Annotated in this window: 13 protein-coding genes; 8 read left to right on the top strand and 5 right to left on the bottom strand. The window is 44.6% G+C overall.

The genetic code is table 11. The features are described 5' to 3' along the window. Positions 1-22: 22 nt before the first annotated feature. Positions 23-1,054 carry a LacI family DNA-binding transcriptional regulator gene (locus tag GTH32_RS16170; RefSeq protein WP_163087677.1) on the bottom strand — a complete coding sequence of 344 codons (1,032 nt, stop codon included), beginning with the start codon at positions 1,052-1,054 and terminating at the stop codon, positions 23-25. Positions 1,055-1,308: 254 nt separating this feature from the next. Here GTH32_RS16170 and glnS point away from each other — a divergent pair, with 254 nt between their 5' ends. Continuing rightward, complete coding sequence (gene glnS, locus GTH32_RS16175; RefSeq protein WP_163087679.1) at positions 1,309-2,976, top strand: glutamine--tRNA ligase; 1,668 nt, start codon at positions 1,309-1,311, stop codon at positions 2,974-2,976. A gap of 102 nt (positions 2,977-3,078) precedes the next feature. Here glnS and GTH32_RS16180 read toward each other — a convergent pair whose 3' ends face one another. Next, positions 3,079-3,822, bottom strand: coding sequence for a YciK family oxidoreductase (locus GTH32_RS16180; RefSeq protein WP_163087742.1), 744 nt, complete (start codon positions 3,820-3,822; stop codon positions 3,079-3,081). Positions 3,823-4,137: 315 nt separating this feature from the next. Between GTH32_RS16180 and GTH32_RS16185 the strand changes: the two genes are divergently transcribed. The 6 genes from GTH32_RS16185 to GTH32_RS16210 all read left to right on the top strand — a co-directional run bounded on the left by GTH32_RS16185 (position 4,138) and on the right by GTH32_RS16210 (position 12,987). Then, positions 4,138-6,741 carry a VolA/Pla-1 family phospholipase gene (locus GTH32_RS16185; protein ID WP_163087680.1) on the top strand — a complete coding sequence of 868 codons (2,604 nt, stop codon included), beginning with the start codon at positions 4,138-4,140 and terminating at the stop codon, positions 6,739-6,741. 156 nt (positions 6,742-6,897) lie between these two features. Next, positions 6,898-9,459, top strand: coding sequence for an acylase (locus GTH32_RS16190; protein WP_203565525.1), 2,562 nt, complete (start codon positions 6,898-6,900; stop codon positions 9,457-9,459). 108 nt (positions 9,460-9,567) lie between these two features. Then, positions 9,568-10,590, top strand: a complete 1,023-nt coding sequence (sohB, locus tag GTH32_RS16195) for a protease SohB (RefSeq protein ID WP_163087682.1) — start codon at positions 9,568-9,570, stop codon at positions 10,588-10,590. Positions 10,591-10,719: 129 nt separating this feature from the next. Further along, a complete protein-coding gene (locus GTH32_RS16200) occupies positions 10,720-11,352 on the top strand; it encodes a TetR/AcrR family transcriptional regulator (protein ID WP_163087684.1) in 633 nt (210 codons plus the stop codon). A gap of 113 nt (positions 11,353-11,465) precedes the next feature. After that, positions 11,466-12,227, top strand: a complete 762-nt coding sequence (locus GTH32_RS16205) for a Nif3-like dinuclear metal center hexameric protein (protein WP_163087689.1) — start codon at positions 11,466-11,468, stop codon at positions 12,225-12,227. A 16-nt stretch (positions 12,228-12,243) separates the two neighbouring features. Continuing rightward, a complete protein-coding gene (locus GTH32_RS16210; protein WP_163087691.1) occupies positions 12,244-12,987 on the top strand; it encodes a methyltransferase in 744 nt (247 codons plus the stop codon). A 92-nt stretch (positions 12,988-13,079) separates the two neighbouring features. On the opposite strand, the gene GTH32_RS16215 is transcribed toward GTH32_RS16210, so the two are convergent. Then, complete coding sequence (locus tag GTH32_RS16215) at positions 13,080-14,117, bottom strand: 2-hydroxyacid dehydrogenase (protein ID WP_163087693.1); 1,038 nt, start codon at positions 14,115-14,117, stop codon at positions 13,080-13,082. An 11-nt stretch (positions 14,118-14,128) separates the two neighbouring features. Then, positions 14,129-14,605: a glutathione peroxidase gene (locus GTH32_RS16220; protein ID WP_163087695.1), complete on the bottom strand. Its 477-nt coding sequence runs from the start codon at positions 14,603-14,605 to the stop codon at positions 14,129-14,131. Between the two features lie 83 nt (positions 14,606-14,688). Between GTH32_RS16220 and GTH32_RS16225 the strand changes: the two genes are divergently transcribed. Further along, complete coding sequence (locus GTH32_RS16225; protein WP_163087697.1) at positions 14,689-15,549, top strand: NAD(P)-dependent oxidoreductase; 861 nt, start codon at positions 14,689-14,691, stop codon at positions 15,547-15,549. Between the two features lie 60 nt (positions 15,550-15,609). Here GTH32_RS16225 and GTH32_RS16230 read toward each other — a convergent pair whose 3' ends face one another. Next, on the bottom strand, positions 15,610-17,244 hold the full coding sequence (locus GTH32_RS16230; RefSeq protein WP_163087699.1) for a response regulator: 1,635 nt from the start codon (positions 17,242-17,244) through the stop codon (positions 15,610-15,612). Positions 17,245-17,340 lie beyond the last annotated feature (96 nt).

Consider the following 17,340-nt stretch of genomic DNA (forward strand, 5'->3'; position numbering starts at 1 on the left):
TGGGGCGGGCACCTTTCCTGTGCTATTTAGATAATTTACTACCACAGGATTGGCGTACAATAACTTCAGCAGGCATTAAATAATCTTCTACGTGCTCATTATTAATGGCCTTGAGCAGAGTATTAACCAGTAACTCGCCCGCGAGTTTGGTATTTTGCTGCACCGAGGTAAGGGTGGGGGTGGTATACGCGGAAATAGAAATATTATCATAACCGACCACCGCCACATCGTCGGGCACCTGAATGCGGTTTTCCCGAAGGGCGCGCAATACTCCCATGGCGATTAGATCCGAAGCGCATACGATGACTTGCGGTAACTCCCCTGTCGACATTAAGGATAGAATACCGTTATATCCGGCTTCCTCAGTGGAAATAGCATTGCGTTGAACGCTGTTTTTTTCTAAGCCGTGCTTCTTCAGCGTATCGATGTAGCCTTGATATCTAGCCATAAATTCGGGGGCTTGCTGGCCATTATCACCAATAAATGCGAATGAGGCTTTACCGAGTGACAATAGGTGTTCGGTAATGTTTTGACCACCTTGATAATTATCACAACCGATACTCACCCCAGGGTGCGCTTCATCTGGCGCGCCCCAGCGTACAAAATGCGTTCCTTGCGACTCAAGCTGCGCTACTTTATTCTGATAATCAGTGTAATCGCCATAACCTAGCAGGATAATACCATCGGCTTTGTTTGAGTCTTCATATTCAGCGTGCCAGTCATCTTCTAGGTTTTGAAATGAGACGAGAAGATCGTAATTCGCTTGGGCGCACGCACGGGTAATGCTTCCTAGCATGGCTAAAAAGAAGGGGTTAATCATTGAATCGTCTGAGGTCGGATCTTCAAACAAAAGCAAAGCAATGGTGCTGCTTTTTTGCTTCCTTAAGTTGCTCGCGTTTTTATCAACTTTATAATTGAGTTCGCGGGCAATCTCCTGAACCCTTCTTCTGGTCTCTTCGTTAACCAAGGGGCTATTATTTAGCGCCCGTGATACCGTTGACTGAGATACGCCGGCTAAATGGGCAATATCAAAAGAGGTTGCTTTTTCCTTCATAAACACCATATCTTGCTGCTACGACAGTGTTATCGCCCTGCTAGATTACCATATTTTTGCAAAAAGGCGGCGATTTTGGCGTGTAACCGTATTTGGTTTAAATTATTTGCAGTATTGTTTGTAATAGTCACTTACTCCGTTGCTTATTCAACCAGTTGTGAGGCTAAATTCAATTAAACATGGTTGAATGATTTCTCTCAGTGTTATACTGACCACACTTTTTTTAAACTACTTGTGTTAAGGGGAACATGCGAATGGCCGAGACAGATCATCGTCCGACCAATTTTATCCGTCAAATCATCGACAAAGATCTTGCCAATGGTGTACATGACGCTATTAAAACTCGATTCCCACCAGAGCCGAATGGCTTTCTGCATATAGGGCACGCGAAATCAATTTGCCTTAATTTTGGCATTGCCCAAGATTATGCAGGCACTTGTAACTTGCGTTTCGATGATACTAACCCGGCGAAAGAAGACATAACTTTCGTCAACTCAATTAAAGAAGATGTAAAGTGGTTAGGCTTCTCATGGAGTGGGGAAGCTCGCTATTCGTCAAACTATTTTGATCAACTGCATGGGTTTGCCAATGAATTAATTGACAAAGGTTTAGCCTATGTCGACTTTTCACCGCAAGAAACTATGCGGGAAATGCGTGGCACCCTTACCGAGCCAGGTAAAAATAGCCCGTATCGCGATACTGACATTGAAACTAATCAGCGCGAATTTGCCAAGATGACGGCGGGTGAATACAAAGAAGGTGAATGTAGTCTTAGAGCCAAAATAGACATGAGTTCGCCTTTTATGTGCATGCGAGACCCGGTAATTTACCGTGTTAAACACGCGCACCATCACCAAACAGGTGATAAATGGTGTGTATACCCTATGTACGACTTTACTCACTGTATCTCTGACGCGATTGAAGGAATTACGCACTCGTTGTGTACCCTAGAGTTCCAAGATAACCGTCGCTTGTACGACTGGGTAATTGAGAATATCTCAATAGATTGTACGCCGCGCCAATACGAATTTTCTCGTTTAAATTTAGAATATACCGTTTTAAGTAAGCGCCGCCTTATTCAATTGGTTGAAGAGCACCACGTAAGTGGCTGGGATGATCCTAGAATGCCAACCGTTGCAGGCTTGCGTCGTCGTGGCTACACACCAGGTGCGGTACGCGAGTTTTGTAAACGCATCGGCGTTACCAAGATGGACAATATGGTTGAAATGTCGATGCTTGAAGCATGCATTCGTGATGACTTAAATGCGAACGCGCCACGGGCCATGGCAGTACTTGACCCCATTAAATTGGTCATAGAGAACTACCCAGAAGATAGCAGTGAAATATTGCATGCGCCTAACCACCCTAATGATGAAAGCATGGGAACGCGGGATATTTCTTTTGGTCGGGAAATTTGGATTGAAGCAGAAGATTTTCGTGAGTCGGCCAATAAGAAATTCAAACGCTTGGTGCTAGATAAAGAAGTACGTTTACGTAACGCTTATGTAGTAAAAGCCAATCGTGTAGAAAAAGATGAAGACGGCAAAGTAACCACTGTTTACTGTACTTACGATGCTGATACTCTGGGTAAAGATCCCGCTGATGGCCGTAAAGTAAAAGGCGTTATTCATTGGGTAGACGCGGGTACAGCACAAAAAGCAGAATTTCGTTTATACGATCGTTTGTTTAATGTACCCAACCCTGCAGCAGAAGAAGATTTTACCGATGCAATAAACCCAGATTCACTTAAGGTGCTATCTGGCTGGGTAGAAGCAAACCTTGCCAAGCAGGTGCCTGAAGTCGGAGCGTGGCAATTTGAACGTACAGGATATTTTTGCCTAGATGCAGATAGCAGCGATGACTTACCGGTATTTAACCGCACCGTAGGCTTGCGTGATACGTGGGCGAAAATTGGCGATTAAGCTTGCTCAGGTTGTTTGAGTACAATTAAATAAAGGCCGCGAAATTTCGCGGCCTTTTTTGTGTGCTATCACGTAGGGTTATGTAGAATGATCTAGTCCTATTTACTTAGGTTGGCAGTCTAATGATTGCCCTGTTACCTCGATACTATCATCGCCCATTAAATATAAATAGGTGGGCATAATATCGGCGGGGGTTTTTAAGGTTTCTGGGTTTTCAGCTGGAAACGCCTGCGCGCGCATACTGGTACGCGTACCACCTGGGTTAATACAATTAAACCGTAGTGATTTGTGGCGGTATTCATCCGCTAAGGTTTGCATTACACCCTCAGTGGCAAATTTAGATACCGCATAGGTGCCCCAAAAAGCCCGTCCTTTTCGCCCCACACTTGACGTGGTAAATACCACAGACGCATTAGGCGCCTTCTCTAAAACAGGGATTAGCGCCTGCGTCATGAAAACCGTGCCATTAAGGTTAATTTGCATAACCTCACGCCACTCTTCCTCGCCAATATCTTTAAATGCGCTTAAGTGTCCTAACACAGACGCATTGTGAAGAACGCCATCTAAACGACCAAATTGGTCGGCAATTGTTTGCCCCATTTGTTGATAATGAGAGGGCGTAGCACCTTTTAAGTCAAGCGGTACTATGGCAGGTTCCGCATTGCCCGCAGCAACAATTTCGTCATAGACTTTTTCTAGCTTAGCCACGGTTCTGCCCAGCAGAATACAGGTAGCGCCATGAGCTGCATAGCAGCGCGCAGCTTCTGCCCCGATACCATCACCGGCTCCCGTAACAAGGATAACCTTATCCTTTAATAATTCTGCGGGTGCTTGATATTCGTTCATTGTATTCATGTAAAAGTACTCACCAATTTTGCGCTATTCGTTAATTTAACTAACCGCCTGCGATGATACTCACACTGAAAGATAAGTAAAACGTTACTGCTGAAAAAACGATAAACGTAAAAAAAATTAACACAAAGAGTTAACAAAACTTTGCAAAGTTGCAACAAAGTCAATAAGATTGAACTAGATACAAACTGGTCTAACTTGTTTAAAACAGCGCCATTGTCTGAACTGAGAGGGTTTCCACAGGAGACATCTCGCAGAGTGATTATGTTTTAGACGCAGAATAACAACAATTGCTTGTAGGGAGTAGCGATGAGAAAACTCATATTAAGTTCCAGTGTGGCTCTAGCACTGGGTCTAACAGGGTGTGGTGGCTCAGATGACACGTTGGCTGATATTGAAGCCGAAACAGAAGTCCAGACCCCATTTTCACGGGTAGTATTCGACCCAGCGTCAGGTGATTTAAATATTCCTAACGATCTTTTAATGCTTCCGGGCGACGATGGCTTCTTTGATTATACGTTAAATATTCCAGTGGACGATGCCACTGATTTTGCCGATCCGCAGAACGCATTGAACGTGCTAGATGGTTGGTCAACCCAGCACCCATTTGCGATTAATGTTGAAACGCCAGTAGGCGTTTCCCTTGATGAGAGTTCAATCGCTTCAGGTGTATTATTATTTGAAGCGACCTTAGGTCTAGATCAAAGTGACGCAGATTGCGCACAAGTCACTACACCCTCTGCAGGTTGTAAGCTAGGGGATCAGCTAACTTATGGGGTTGACTATGTATTGTCTCTTGCAGATGACGATACCATTAACGTCGTGCCCCTTAAGCCCCTTAAATCAGGCCAAGGCTATATGTTAGTGATGACCACGGGGTTGAAAGATTCTACCGGCAAGTCGGTACAAGGCTCGACCACGTGGGATTTAACCCGTCAGGATATCAACACATTACCTCTATCTTCAGAAGACCAACTATCTCTTCAAGGTCTTGTGAATTCATTGGTAAATCCAGTGATTGGTGCAGGCTATGAGCGTGATGAAATTACCTATGTATCTGCGTTTACGACCCAGTCTGTGGGCGTCTCGTTAAATACGATAAAGAAAGTCATGGTTAGTGACTTTGCTACCCTTGCCGCCCAACAGGACCCTAGCGCAGCAGCTGCGCTGCCGGTAATTACGGTAGGCGATGTGGATAGTGCGCCTACGGCAATGGAAGCATTAGAATTAGTCACCGAAGATGTGGTTGCAGGAGCGGTACAACAAGGCATTGCAATGTTACCTGAAGGGTCAGAGCAAACGATTGCTTTTATTGAATCTACTGACTTTAGTTCGTTAGAGTCTTGCTCAGGTTTAGCGGCCACTGCCAGCGGACAAATGTCTGCTCAATGGGGCGCACTCAATGAATTTGCAGTAGGTGTATCGGGTGCAATTTTAGCGCAAGCTGGGCCATTTTGTGCCGCCAAGCGCTACGAAGGTAATATCTCGCTACCTTACTTCTTAGGCACGCCCACGGCTGAAAACCCAACCGCACCCGTGGATGAGTTTTGGCAGGCAGCGTGCGACAGTGGCATAGTGTTAGCTTCTACTTCACAAGAGGTGCTAGGCGCAGCAACGCCAGGGCCAAACCATGAGATGTGTTCGGCGCTAGGGTTAGCAGATTTACGCGTTAACGGTGAAAAACTAGATAGTGCGCGAAATATCACTAAATTTAATCCGTATCCGCAGCCTAATGGCGGCAATATGGGTAATGAAACCCTTGATGTACAGGTTACTATACCCGATCCAGCCATTGCAGCCGCGTTAGGTGTTTCGCTAACTATGCCTGAAAATGGCTGGCCTGTTGCTATGTTAGCCCATGGTATCGGCAGTAAAAAAGAAGACATGCTAGCCATTACAGCGACGTTGTCGTTAGCTGGAATTGCAACCTTTGCTATCGACCAACCGCTACATGGTTCACGCGGGTACGATTTAACCGGTGATGGCGTGGATGAGATTAACGCTACATTGGTAAGTCCTACCCATTATATGAACTTAGCAAGTTTACCTACGGCAAGAGACAATCTCCGCCAAAGCGTTTCTGATTTACTAGGGTTGCGCTTAGGGTTAAATGCAGTAGTTGATGCTACCGCAAGCCAAAGCGTAAAAATAGATACATCTAAAGTGTCGTTAATGGGGGTTTCGTTAGGTGCTATTACAGGCGGTAATTTCGCCTCGGTTGCAAATACCTCTATGGGCGGCGATCTTGCTGCGTTAGACAGCATGTTCGCAGTGCAGCAGGTTTCTCTTGAATCGCCTGGCGGCGGTATGGCTACCTTCTTATTAGAATCGCCCTCATTTGGCCCGTTAATTAAAGGGCTGTTGCTCTCGCAGGCATCCGATGAGTTTGTGGCGTTACTAAATCAGCTTTATGGCACTTCCGATGTGACAGAACAGCAATTAGTGGCAGCGGTTAGCACGTTTATGGAAAGCTTAACTGCTGAACAAGCGGCGTCTGTAAACGCGGTTTTCTCTGAGTTTGCCTTTGCTGCTCAAACTATGATGGACTCAGGTGACCCAACCAATTATGCGCAAGCCTTAGGTGCGAGTACGCCAGTTCATATGATGACAGTCGTCGGTGATGGTGGCGAAACAAACTTGCCCGATCAGGTTATCCCTGTTTCAACTGCGCTGCCGTTGTCAGGCCAATTACCTTTGGCACAGCTTATTGGTTTAGAGCAGGTTACTACAACAAAAGCAGGTACCGATCCAGTTAGTGGTTTGGTGTTATTTAATAGCGGTGCGCATGCATCGAGCTTAAGCCCTGCTTCAAGTGTTGCGGTGACCACTGAGATGCAAAAAGAAGTCGCCGGCTATATCGCCTCTGGCGGTACCGCTATCCAAATTTCTGATGAAACAGTTGTTGCTAACTAACCTACAGATAATGCTGTAAATTTTTAAAGCCGGCTATTTAGCCGGCTTTTTTATATCTAGGATAAATGATGTTTGAATGTTTCATGGTGTTAATGTAATGTTAATTGGTCGGATCTGTTGAAATAAAGGATTCTGCTTATTTCACCTACATAAACAATGAGGGATATTATTGTGAATAATACAAAAAAAATACGACTTTTCGGGCGCACACTTCTCGCCATAAGTATTGCTACCACATTAGCGGCCTGCGGTGACAACAATAACGACTTTAGTAATATAGAGACACCGACCACGCCAGAGCCTACACCCACCACGCCAACTCAGACTGCCATTCCCGCCTTTGATGATGACGGCACCTTAAGTGCTGACATCCGTTGGACCACTTATGGCGTTCCTCATATTAAAGCCGACAATTTAGAAAGTATGGCCTATGGAGTAGGTTACGCCTTTGCTAAAGACAACTTGTGTGTACTTGCCGACCAAATTGTAAAATATAATTCGCAGCGAGCGAAATACTTTGGGCCTGATGCGAACCCGGGGTCGGGGGATGCTGAACACCTGATTAACGACTTTGGGTTTCTAACCCTAGGCATAAGAGAGTTGGCAGAAGATAATTTGCCACGTCTTTCTGCCAATAGTCGAGCTATGTTTCAAGGCTATACCCAAGGCTACAACCGTTACTTGGCAGAAACCCCTGTTGATGAGCAGGATCAAGCTTGTGCAGGGCAGCCTTGGGTACAAGCTATCGACAGTGTAGATTTACTTACCTATTCACTGGGCGTGGCGTTATTACCGGGTGCCGCGAATTTCCTTGGTCCTATGTTCTTAGCGGCGCCAGAAGGCGAGAGCTATTTACCTACGCCAGCATCCACACAGAGTACCGAAACCATAGCCAGCAAAGTGGCATTAAAGATTGCACCTAACGTGCAACTTCCCGCAAAAAACCCACAAGAAATGGGCTCAAATGGGTGGGGCCTAGGTAGCGACAAAACCACCAACGGTAAAGGTATGGTGCTGGGAAATCCGCATTTTCCCCACACTGGAAATTTACGCTTTTGGCAGTTCCACACCCAAATTCCTGGGCATTTAAATGTAACCGGAAGCTCACTTATGGGCCTACCGGGAGCAGTGAATATAGGGTTTAACGAAAATGTGGCATGGACACACACCTTTTCCACGGCAGAGCATTTTGTGGTGTACCAATTATCACTTGATGAACAAGACACTTCAGGGCTAACCCACACAGTAGATGGTGCTAAACGAACTATTTATGAAAAGCCGCTGCAAATTGACGTTGCCGTAGCCCCAGGCCAAACGATCACGCTGAATAAAACGGCGTATTACACTAATTATGGTCCTATGATTGAAGTGCCCGGTAACTTCGAGTGGACGGCGCAAAATGCATTTGCGATAAAAGATGCAAACTTACCCAACTTTGATGTGGTTGATCACTGGCTGGCAATGAATATGGCCACGTCTATGGATGAATTTAAACAGGCATTTAAAGATTACGATGGTGTTATTTTTAATAATACAATGGCAGCATCGGCAGACGGTGAGGTGTTTTATATTGATGACTCTACGGTGCCTGGCTTAACCGCCACAGCTATAGAAGAATTAACCACCAATCCATTGTTGATACAAACGAAGGCGGCGGCTGGCTTTACTGTATTGCCTGGCTTTTTGTCTGCCTTTGATTTTAACCAACCAGTACCCTATGAACAGGCGCCTAAATACGAAGGCACTGATTCGGTACAAAACTCCAATGATAGCTTTTGGCTAACTAACTTATCCTCGCCAATAACAGGGGTATCACCTTTATACGGAAATGTTGAATACCAACAAAGCTTACGTTCTCGAATGGGGCAAAAATTTATTGAAACTGAAGCGGGCAGCGACGGTACATTTCACCCTGAAGAGGTAGAAAACCTTTTATTGTCAAACAGAAGTTATTTAGCCGAGGACATTTTACCTTCGGTACTGCAGATGTGTGCAGCACAGGGCAGCGACCCTGTTATGGTAGATGGCGAAAGTGTTGATATAGCCGCTGCCTGTGATGCATTAGGGAATTGGGACGGCACCATGAATACACTTAGTGTAGGTGCCCATGTATTTAGAGAGTTTGCTTTCCAGTTCTCAAATAATCCACAGTGGGAAACACCATTCTCTCTTGATGCACCCGTTACTACGCCAAGCGGGCTAATTCAAAATGAAACCACACTGCAACAATTCGCTCGTGCGGTACAGGTACTTAACGAAGCAGGTGTTGCGCCCGATGCCAAATTTGGTGATGTACAATTTGTTGAACGTAGTTTACCCGATGGAACGGCTTCAGGGGAAAAGCTTCCCTGGGGTGGAGCGCATAATATAGAGGGGGGATTCAATGTCTTTAATATTGTTGCGGGCAACAACGGAACCTTGCTGCCACGCCATACCTATGCGCCGCTTAACAATGACACCATTATGAGCGAAGAAGCGAAGGGCTATCATATCAACTATGGAAGTAGCTGGATGCTCGTTATTAACTTTACTGACGAAGGCCCACAGGGAAGAGGTATTTTGACTTACTCGCAATCTCGCGTTTATGGCAGTGATCATTTTCTGGACCAAACACAGTTATATTCACAGCACCCAACCTTACGGGACATGTATTTTACAGAGGAAGACATTGCCGCAAATACAATCAGTGAGTTAACCCTATCGTCAGAGGAAAATTAGACTGCTATTATGTGCACCAATTATTTGGGCGCCTTACAGTAAATGAAGGTGATTAAGTATCGAAGAAGGGTCAATAAAGGCCCTTCTCTATTGCACTAGGAGAGCAGTTTGGAGTTTTTGTATGAATACGGCTTGTTTGTTGCCAAAGCCGTGACATTAGTAGTGGCGTTTGTCGTTGTTGTCTCAGCCATTGTGGGTGTTGCGAATAAGAATAAGCAAGGGAAAGGACAACTAGAAATTAACTCTTTGTCTGAACAGCTAAAAGACATTACTCATTACGCGCGTCAGGTGTTGTTAGACAAACCCTCGTTGAAACAATTAGCAAAAAAACAAAAGAAAGAAGCCAAAGAGAAAAAGAAGAGCCAAGCTAGCGACGAGACATCGCCGCGTTTATTTGTTATCGATTTCAAGGGTTCTATGGATGCCCACGAAGTGGATAATTTGCGCGAAGAAATTACCGCTATTTTGTGTGTAGCCGAAGAAAAAGATGAAGTGTTAATTAGGCTAGAGAGTGGCGGGGGCGTGGTACATGGCTATGGTTTGGCTGCATCGCAACTTCAGCGCATTAAAAATAAAGGCTTAACCTTAACGGTAGCCGTAGATAAAGTGGCAGCAAGCGGGGGCTACATGATGGCCTGCGTTGCCGACAAACTTATTGCCTCACAGTTTGCCTATATCGGCTCTATCGGTGTTTTGGCTCAGTTGCCTAACTTTAATAAGGTGCTTAAAAAGAATGATATTGATTTTGAGCAACATACTGCGGGCGAATATAAACGTACGCTTACCATGTTTGGCGAAAACAGCGATGAAGGAAGAGAAAAGTTTAAACAGGAAATAGAAGAGATTCATACACTGTTTAAAGATTTTGTGCACAGTCAGCGTCCAGAAATGGCCATCGAAAAAGTGGCAACAGGTGAATACTGGCCAGCAGTAAAAGCACAGGAACTTGGGTTGGTTGATATGCTATCCACCTCCGATGATTATATTCTTTCCCATTATCCAGAGAGAGAAATATTCAGTGTTAAATACAGTGTAAAAAAGAATGTGGCCGAAAAGTTGGGTATGTCTGTGGCGTCGGTAGCTGAAAAGGTACTGATGAAATCGTGGAGTAAAGCCCGCCACTGGTTTTAAAATTCCACTTTAAAATCAATGTCTTCTCGTGTTACGCGTAACCGCGTATAAGCATTGGTAGGCAGAAAAGGCAGCAGTGACAGGGTTAATGTCGCTGCGTCTGTCTGCATTAATAATAAGAACAACATAATGGCGAAAAATACAAAATCAGATATTCTCGATGCCGCTGAGGTGCTGTTTTCGCAACAGGGCTTTACGCAAACATCGATGCGCGAAATTACCGCTACGGCAAACGTAAACCTCGCCTCGGTGAACTATCATTTTGGTAGCAAAAAAAATCTCATTCAGGCCGTACTCAAACGGTATTTTGATATTTTAATGCCAGAAGTGAATGTTTGTCTTGAATGGCGAAAACCTGAAGTGGGAAGTAAGGGAATAAAGACACTTTTAACCACACTTATCCCGCCTATGCTAAAACTTAACCAATTAAGGGGCGATGGCACAGCTATTTTTGTGCAGTTGTTGGGGCGAGGATACAACGAAACGCAAGGCCACTTGCGCCGGTTTATAATGACAGATTACGGGCATACCGTAAGAGCTCTCGTTAGTGCAATACAACAGTGTTTACCTGAAGTGCCTGAAGAAGAATTATTTTGGCGTTTGCATTTTGCCATGGGAAGTTTTGTGTTTTCAATGGCATCAAGCCAGGCGTTAACAGAAATAGCTGAGTCTGATTTTCACAAACATGTAGATATTGAAGAGGTGATTAGCCGCTTGGTACCCTTTGTTGCTCACGGGCTCGCCGGCAATCCGTCTAAATAACGCACTTTTAGCGTGTTTCGCTTCAATGCACGTTTCTTTGGTACAATGTAAGACATTCACGTATTTGTAATACGTTTTTTAATCAATTTGTCTAACTTTTGCCCGGAGGACACGTGCCAGTCACTATTCAACAGTTAACGCAGTATTTAGACGGTACCTTACGTGTACAAGAAATTTCTGATTATTGCCCCAATGGCCTACAGGTAGAAGGGCAAGCCGAGGTAAACCGCATTGTTACTGGCGTAACAGCTTCGCAAGCTTTAATTGACGCCGCAATAGACGCAAGGGCTGATGCCATACTGGTACATCATGGTTATTTTTGGAAGGGCGAGTCGCAGCCGATTACGGGTATGAAGAAGCGTCGAATTGCCAGTTTACTGCACAACGATATTAGTTTGCTAGCCTATCACCTACCTTTAGATGTGCACCCAGAATATGGTAATAACCGTCAATTGGCGAAGCTGCTAGGTATAGAGCATGTTAAAGCACTTAGTCAGGTTAAGCCTGTGGGCGTTGTGATGGAAGGCGAGTTTGCGGCGCCTATTAGTGGCGCGAAGCTTCAGCAGCAACTAGCCAATAAATTAGCCCGCGATGTTCTTATGGAATGCCCGCAAGACAAAATAATTAAGCGTGTGGCTTGGTGTACCGGCGGCGGACAAGGCTTTATTGAGCAGGCCGTAAATGCCGGTGTTGATGCTTTTATTACTGGCGAAGTATCAGAACAAACCATTCATACTGCACGAGAAATGGAAGTGGGTTTCTTTGCGGCAGGTCATCATGCCACAGAACGCTACGGTGTTAAGGCATTAGGTGAACACTTGCAAGGCGAGTTTGACCTTGATGTGAGGTTTATTGATATACCCAACCCAGCCTAAAGGTACATTTACAACGATGGAAAAAGATCGCCTGTTTAATGGCATAGCAACAAAATTTGCTGACAATATTTATGGAACAACGAAGGGGAAGTTAAGACATCTTATATTGTGCGATGTGTTAACGCCTTATGTTAGCAAGCCACTATCGATTTTAGAGGTTGGGGGTGGTACAGGGATTATGGCTGCCCACCTCGCGCAACAAGGGCATACAGTGATGCTTACTGATGCTTCACAAGACGTATTGACCCTTGCAACAGAAAACTTAGCTGGATTTTCTAATGTCACTATCAAGCAACAGTACCTGCAAGATATAAAAGATATCAAAAACTACGACCTCGTGGTGTGTCATGCGGTATTAGAGTGGCTTGATAAACCGTTTGAAGCCATCGACTTTTTATTTGAAAATTTAAACCAAGGGTCAAGACTGAGCCTAAGCTTTTTTAATAAAGACGCAGCGTTAATGGCCAATGCAATCTATGGTAATTTCGAGTACATTGAACGGGGCTTAAAGGTAAAAAACCAAGTAAAGCTCAACCCGCATCAAGCGCTACCAGCCAAGCAGGTTGTTGACTACTGTACTGACAAAGGGTTTCGTATATTGGGCAAAACTGGAGTGCGGTGTTTTCATGATTATATGAAAGTTAATGAGCACCAAACCAGCAAATTTGAACAGTTATTGCGTACAGAGCGACAATACAACCAAGTTGAGCCTTTCTTGTGGTTAGGTAAGTACTTTCATTTAATGCTCGAGAAACCATAACGCTAAGCCTTTGGCTCTATACTCCTGTTATAGGCGGTATGGTATAGCACACAATGTTTTTATCCGCCGACTAAACCTTAACAAGACAACGCTTAGCGAACCCAGTTCTCGCCCGTTGTTTTTAAGCAACCATTGGCGCACGAATGTATGTTCTTTAGGGTTGTATTTGCTATCTCATTCAGTGCTTCGTGGGTGAAAAAACCTTGATGCCCGGTAACAAGGACATTGGGGAACGTGAGTAATCGCTGAAAAGTATCATCCTGAATAATATCTTGGGAGTGATCAGAGAAAAAAAGCTCTGACTCTCTCTCATAAACATCAAGGCCTAGATACCCAAGATGGCCCTGCTTAAGTGCATGTATTACCGCTTTATCATCGACCAGGCCCCCACGGGAAGTATTAATTAACATTACGCCCTTTGGCATAAGGGCTAATGATTTAGCGTTAATAATGTGCTCAGTGGCGTGAGTTAACGGGCAATGTAAGCTTACTATCTGGCTGCTTACGAATAGATCTTCTAGTGTCGTATAGCGCACACCCAAGTCAATCAGCTTTTGGCAAGGGGCGGGGTCGTAACACAATATATTGCAGCCAAATCCCGTAAGTATTCGAATTACGGCTTGCCCTATTTTGCCACTACCAATGATACCTACTGTTTTATTATGAAGCGTAAACCCCATTAAACCGTCAAGAGAAAAATTGCCTTCTTTTACTCTGTTATATGCTTTATGGGTTTTTCTATTTAGGGTAAGCATTAATGCTAAGGTATGTTCTGCTACCGTTTCCGGGCTATATGCTGGTACTCGGGTAACGGCTATTGCTAATGTTTTGGCGGCCTTTACATCAACATTGTTAAACCCAGCACAACGCAAAGCAACATGTTTAATACCTAACTTGGCAAGAGTGGTGAGGGTAGCCTTGTTTACTTCATCATTAACAAACACACATACAGCGTCAAACCCCTGGCAGCTAATTGCGGTGTGTTCATTTAATGGGTAGGTAAAATAACTAGCTTGTAGCTTATCGCGAGATAGGCCGCGTTCAGTGTCCTTACTGTTTGCGCTATTAATGTGCGCGTTGAAAATATCTTCATCGTATGGTTTTACACTAAAAAAGGCGACCTTGATCATAGCGACAACTCCTAAAGCAAAGCTTCTATTTGCTGAGTTAACTCTTCGGGCGAGGTGGTAGGGGCAAAACGCGTTATCGTATTACCGTCACGACTCACTAAAAATTTTGTAAAATTCCATTTAATGCGCTTAGTGCCTAGTAAACCTGGCGCTTCAGTTTTTAAGCTCGTATATAGCGGATGGCTATTTATGCCATTCACCTCGGTTTTTCTAAATAATGGAAAAGTAACCCCATAATTTAGGCTACAAAATTGTGCTATATCCCCATCGCTGCCTGGTTCTTGGTGTCCAAATTGATCGCAAGGAAACCCGAGAATTTCAAACCCTTTGTCTTTATAGTTAGCATAAAGGGCTTCTAAGCCCTCATATTGCTTGGTAAAACCACATTTACTGGCAGTATTAACGATTAACAGTACCTTGCCCTGATAGTCGCCCATTTTTACCGATTCGCCATTATTACGCGTTAGGGTGTGTTCGAAAATAGACATTCTGGCTTCCTATTATTTTTGTTGCAGAAAAGTTTGATACACTCAAAATCAGTATAACTTGATCACGTGGTAATAAAATCCAGATGACACAATTAAAAGTAAGTTTCCTTGGTTTAGGCGTAATGGGTTATCCCATGGCTGGGCATTTAGCCAGTGCGGGGTTTGATGTAACTGTGTTTAATCGAACTACTGAAAAAGCGCAGCGCTGGGCTGCTCAGTACAAGGGGGCCGCAGTATCTACTCCCGCGCAAGCAGCAGAAGACGCTGATGTGGTGTTAATGTGTGTAGGCGACGATAACGATGTTCGTGCAGTGGCAAAAGAAGCGATAGCCGTTATGAAAGAAGGGGCCGTATTAGTGGATCACACCACGGCGTCAGCACAGGTCGCTAAAGAAGTGTATGCCCTGTGTAAAGACAATGGGCTTGGATTTTTAGATGCGCCGGTTTCAGGGGGCCAAGCAGGCGCAGAAAATGGCCAACTGACGATTATGGTTGGGGGCGATAAAACGGATTATGAAACCGCCTTACCTGTTATAAGTGCTTATGCTCGGCATAGCCAACTACTGGGTGAGTGCGGCGCAGGACAATTAGCTAAAATGATGAACCAAATTTGTATTGCCGGCGTTATTCAAGGGCTTGCGGAAGCGCTCCATTTTGGGCAAAAAGCGGGGCTAGACTGTACATCTGTTATTGATGTCATCAGCAAAGGCGCTGCGCAATCTTGGCAAATGGAAAACCGTGCGCACACGATGCTAGACAACACGTACGACTTTGGTTTTGCCGTGGATTGGATGAGAAAAGATTTATCAATAGCCTTGGACGAAGCAAGAAGAAATGGCTCAACCTTGGCGCTTACTGCGTTGGTCGATCAGTATTACGCCGATATTCAAAAAGTAGGGGGAGGGCGATGGGACACCTCTAGCTTACTTACGCGGCTTAAATAAAAACGGTATGCGTTACGTTTACATTACCATAAGAAGCGTTAGGAAAACGAAGCTCCCTTACTAGTGGGGGGCTTGCGAAGCACCCTGTGGGTTCTTATTGCTAAAGCCTTGGGCAATACTCGTAAGTTGTTCAAGGCGCTGTTTATTGCTGTCTGTTAGTTTTAGCTGCTGAATATTTTGCAGTAACTTACGAAGACTAAACTTTCTATACACAGATGAATCGGCCTCAATCATACATTGCACGAGGTTAAGGGCGAAAGCCGGGGTTTGCGGCGCAAGCGTTAACGCATCATAAAAATGTTTCATTGCCGCCAGGTATTGTTTTTCAACAAATAACCGAGTGCCCGTTTCGTTAAGCTCTATAGCCTGTTGCTGATTTAACCCTAATCGCTCACCGCCTACAAATATAACTTCTTCATTACTCACTTGAGAGGATATCGACTGTAGCTCAGTGTTTTTCTGCTTTGCTAGTGTAAGCAGTTGGCTGGCCTTTGCTTCTTCGTGCAACGCATGGTGAACTTTGGCGGCTATAACCAACAGCGAAGGCTCAGTTCGTAGGTAATTATCCATGTAATCAGCATCAAGGAGATGGGCCGCTTTGTCTTCGTCATTATCTAACACCGCCGAAAACGCCAGTAGATAATCCCGTTTTTGTAAAAGCTGTCTATCACTTTGGTTACGGCCTGCTATCCCTACTAATTTGCGGGCCTGGGATAAGCTTTCGGTTCTATTGGTACTAGGCGCTTCTTCAGCAAGCAATAAATAAAACTCAGCAAGCGCAAAAGTAAAGTCATTGAACCTATCTTTTGCGCTTCGATGCATAGCACGTTTTTTCTGTAAGAGGTCAATCGCTTCAACAACCTTATCTTGCTTTTGAAATGCAATGGTCTTAAGTCGTGTTGCTGGTAAGCTAAGCTCGCTGAATTTTATGTTTTCTAAATAGCTGGCCACCTGGCCATAGGCTTTTTGCTCGAACGATAGGGAAGCCAACCATTCAAATGCGCGATCTTTAGCAAGGCTTGACGTTACTAGCTGGCCTAATTCTTGTTGACAAGAAGGCCACCTCCCAGCAGCGTATTGGCATTTAATTTTCCCCCACTGCGCCCAAAGTACCTTATCAGAGCGGGTAAGGACTTCATCATAGATAGCCATGGCGCGTTCTACGTCGCCATTTTCAAATAGAAGCTTAGCGTAAAGTTTGCGAACATCTGCAGCGAGACGCGGGGGAACGCCCTCTCGAATATTTCGTTGCAGTATACTTAGGGCGCTCGCTGGCTGTTTATTATTTACCTCATGTAATACAGGTTCAACGTACTGCCGATAAGCGATGTAGTGATTGATTTGGCGATGCAGTGATGCCATGGTGTAGGGTTTTATCAGTAATACATCAGGCTGAATGTCCATTATCCTGCCAATCACCTGAGGAGAGCGATCTGAGGTAAGAAAGATAATACCGGTACTAGGGCGAATAAACCCTGCATCACGTAGTGCTTGTATCCATTCTACACCGGTCTTGCCTTGACCAAGGTGATAATCCATCAATAGGAATTCAAAATGCTGTTTGCGAAGTGCAGACTTAAGCTCTGTGCCGGTGGCATAGCTGCTTACAGTTAAGTTTCCAATAGACAGCAGATGACCACGTAAGGTTGTACGTGCTGTTGCATTGTCTTCAACAATCGCAATCCGGTATTCCACAAAAGCCTTTCTCAACAGTTTTATAAGCAAATAGCTTATCAGTGATAAAACAAAAGTGCATTAGACATTAGAGGAACTTTACGCCTTACGCTGACG

It is taken from the genome of Alteromonas profundi (assembly GCF_010500865.1).
Lineage (GTDB): Bacteria > Pseudomonadota > Gammaproteobacteria > Enterobacterales > Alteromonadaceae > Alteromonas > Alteromonas profundi.

What these genes read in the sequence shown, in the direction of transcription:
- GTH32_RS16170 (WP_163087677.1), bottom strand. Translation starts at nt 1,054, where the DNA reads ATGAAGGAAAAAGCAACCTCTTTTGATATTGCCCATTTAGCCGGCGTA.
- glnS (WP_163087679.1), top strand. Translation starts at nt 1,309, where the DNA reads ATGGCCGAGACAGATCATCGTCCGACCAATTTTATCCGTCAAATCATC.
- GTH32_RS16180 (WP_163087742.1), bottom strand. Translation starts at nt 3,822, where the DNA reads ATGAACGAATATCAAGCACCCGCAGAATTATTAAAGGATAAGGTTATC.
- GTH32_RS16185 (WP_163087680.1), top strand. Translation starts at nt 4,138, where the DNA reads ATGAGAAAACTCATATTAAGTTCCAGTGTGGCTCTAGCACTGGGTCTA.
- GTH32_RS16190 (WP_203565525.1), top strand. Translation starts at nt 6,898, where the DNA reads ATGAGGGATATTATTGTGAATAATACAAAAAAAATACGACTTTTCGGG.
- GTH32_RS16200 (WP_163087684.1), top strand. Translation starts at nt 10,720, where the DNA reads ATGGCGAAAAATACAAAATCAGATATTCTCGATGCCGCTGAGGTGCTG.
- GTH32_RS16210 (WP_163087691.1), top strand. Translation starts at nt 12,244, where the DNA reads ATGGAAAAAGATCGCCTGTTTAATGGCATAGCAACAAAATTTGCTGAC.
- GTH32_RS16215 (WP_163087693.1), bottom strand. Translation starts at nt 14,117, where the DNA reads ATGATCAAGGTCGCCTTTTTTAGTGTAAAACCATACGATGAAGATATT.
- GTH32_RS16220 (WP_163087695.1), bottom strand. Translation starts at nt 14,605, where the DNA reads ATGTCTATTTTCGAACACACCCTAACGCGTAATAATGGCGAATCGGTA.
- GTH32_RS16225 (WP_163087697.1), top strand. Translation starts at nt 14,689, where the DNA reads ATGACACAATTAAAAGTAAGTTTCCTTGGTTTAGGCGTAATGGGTTAT.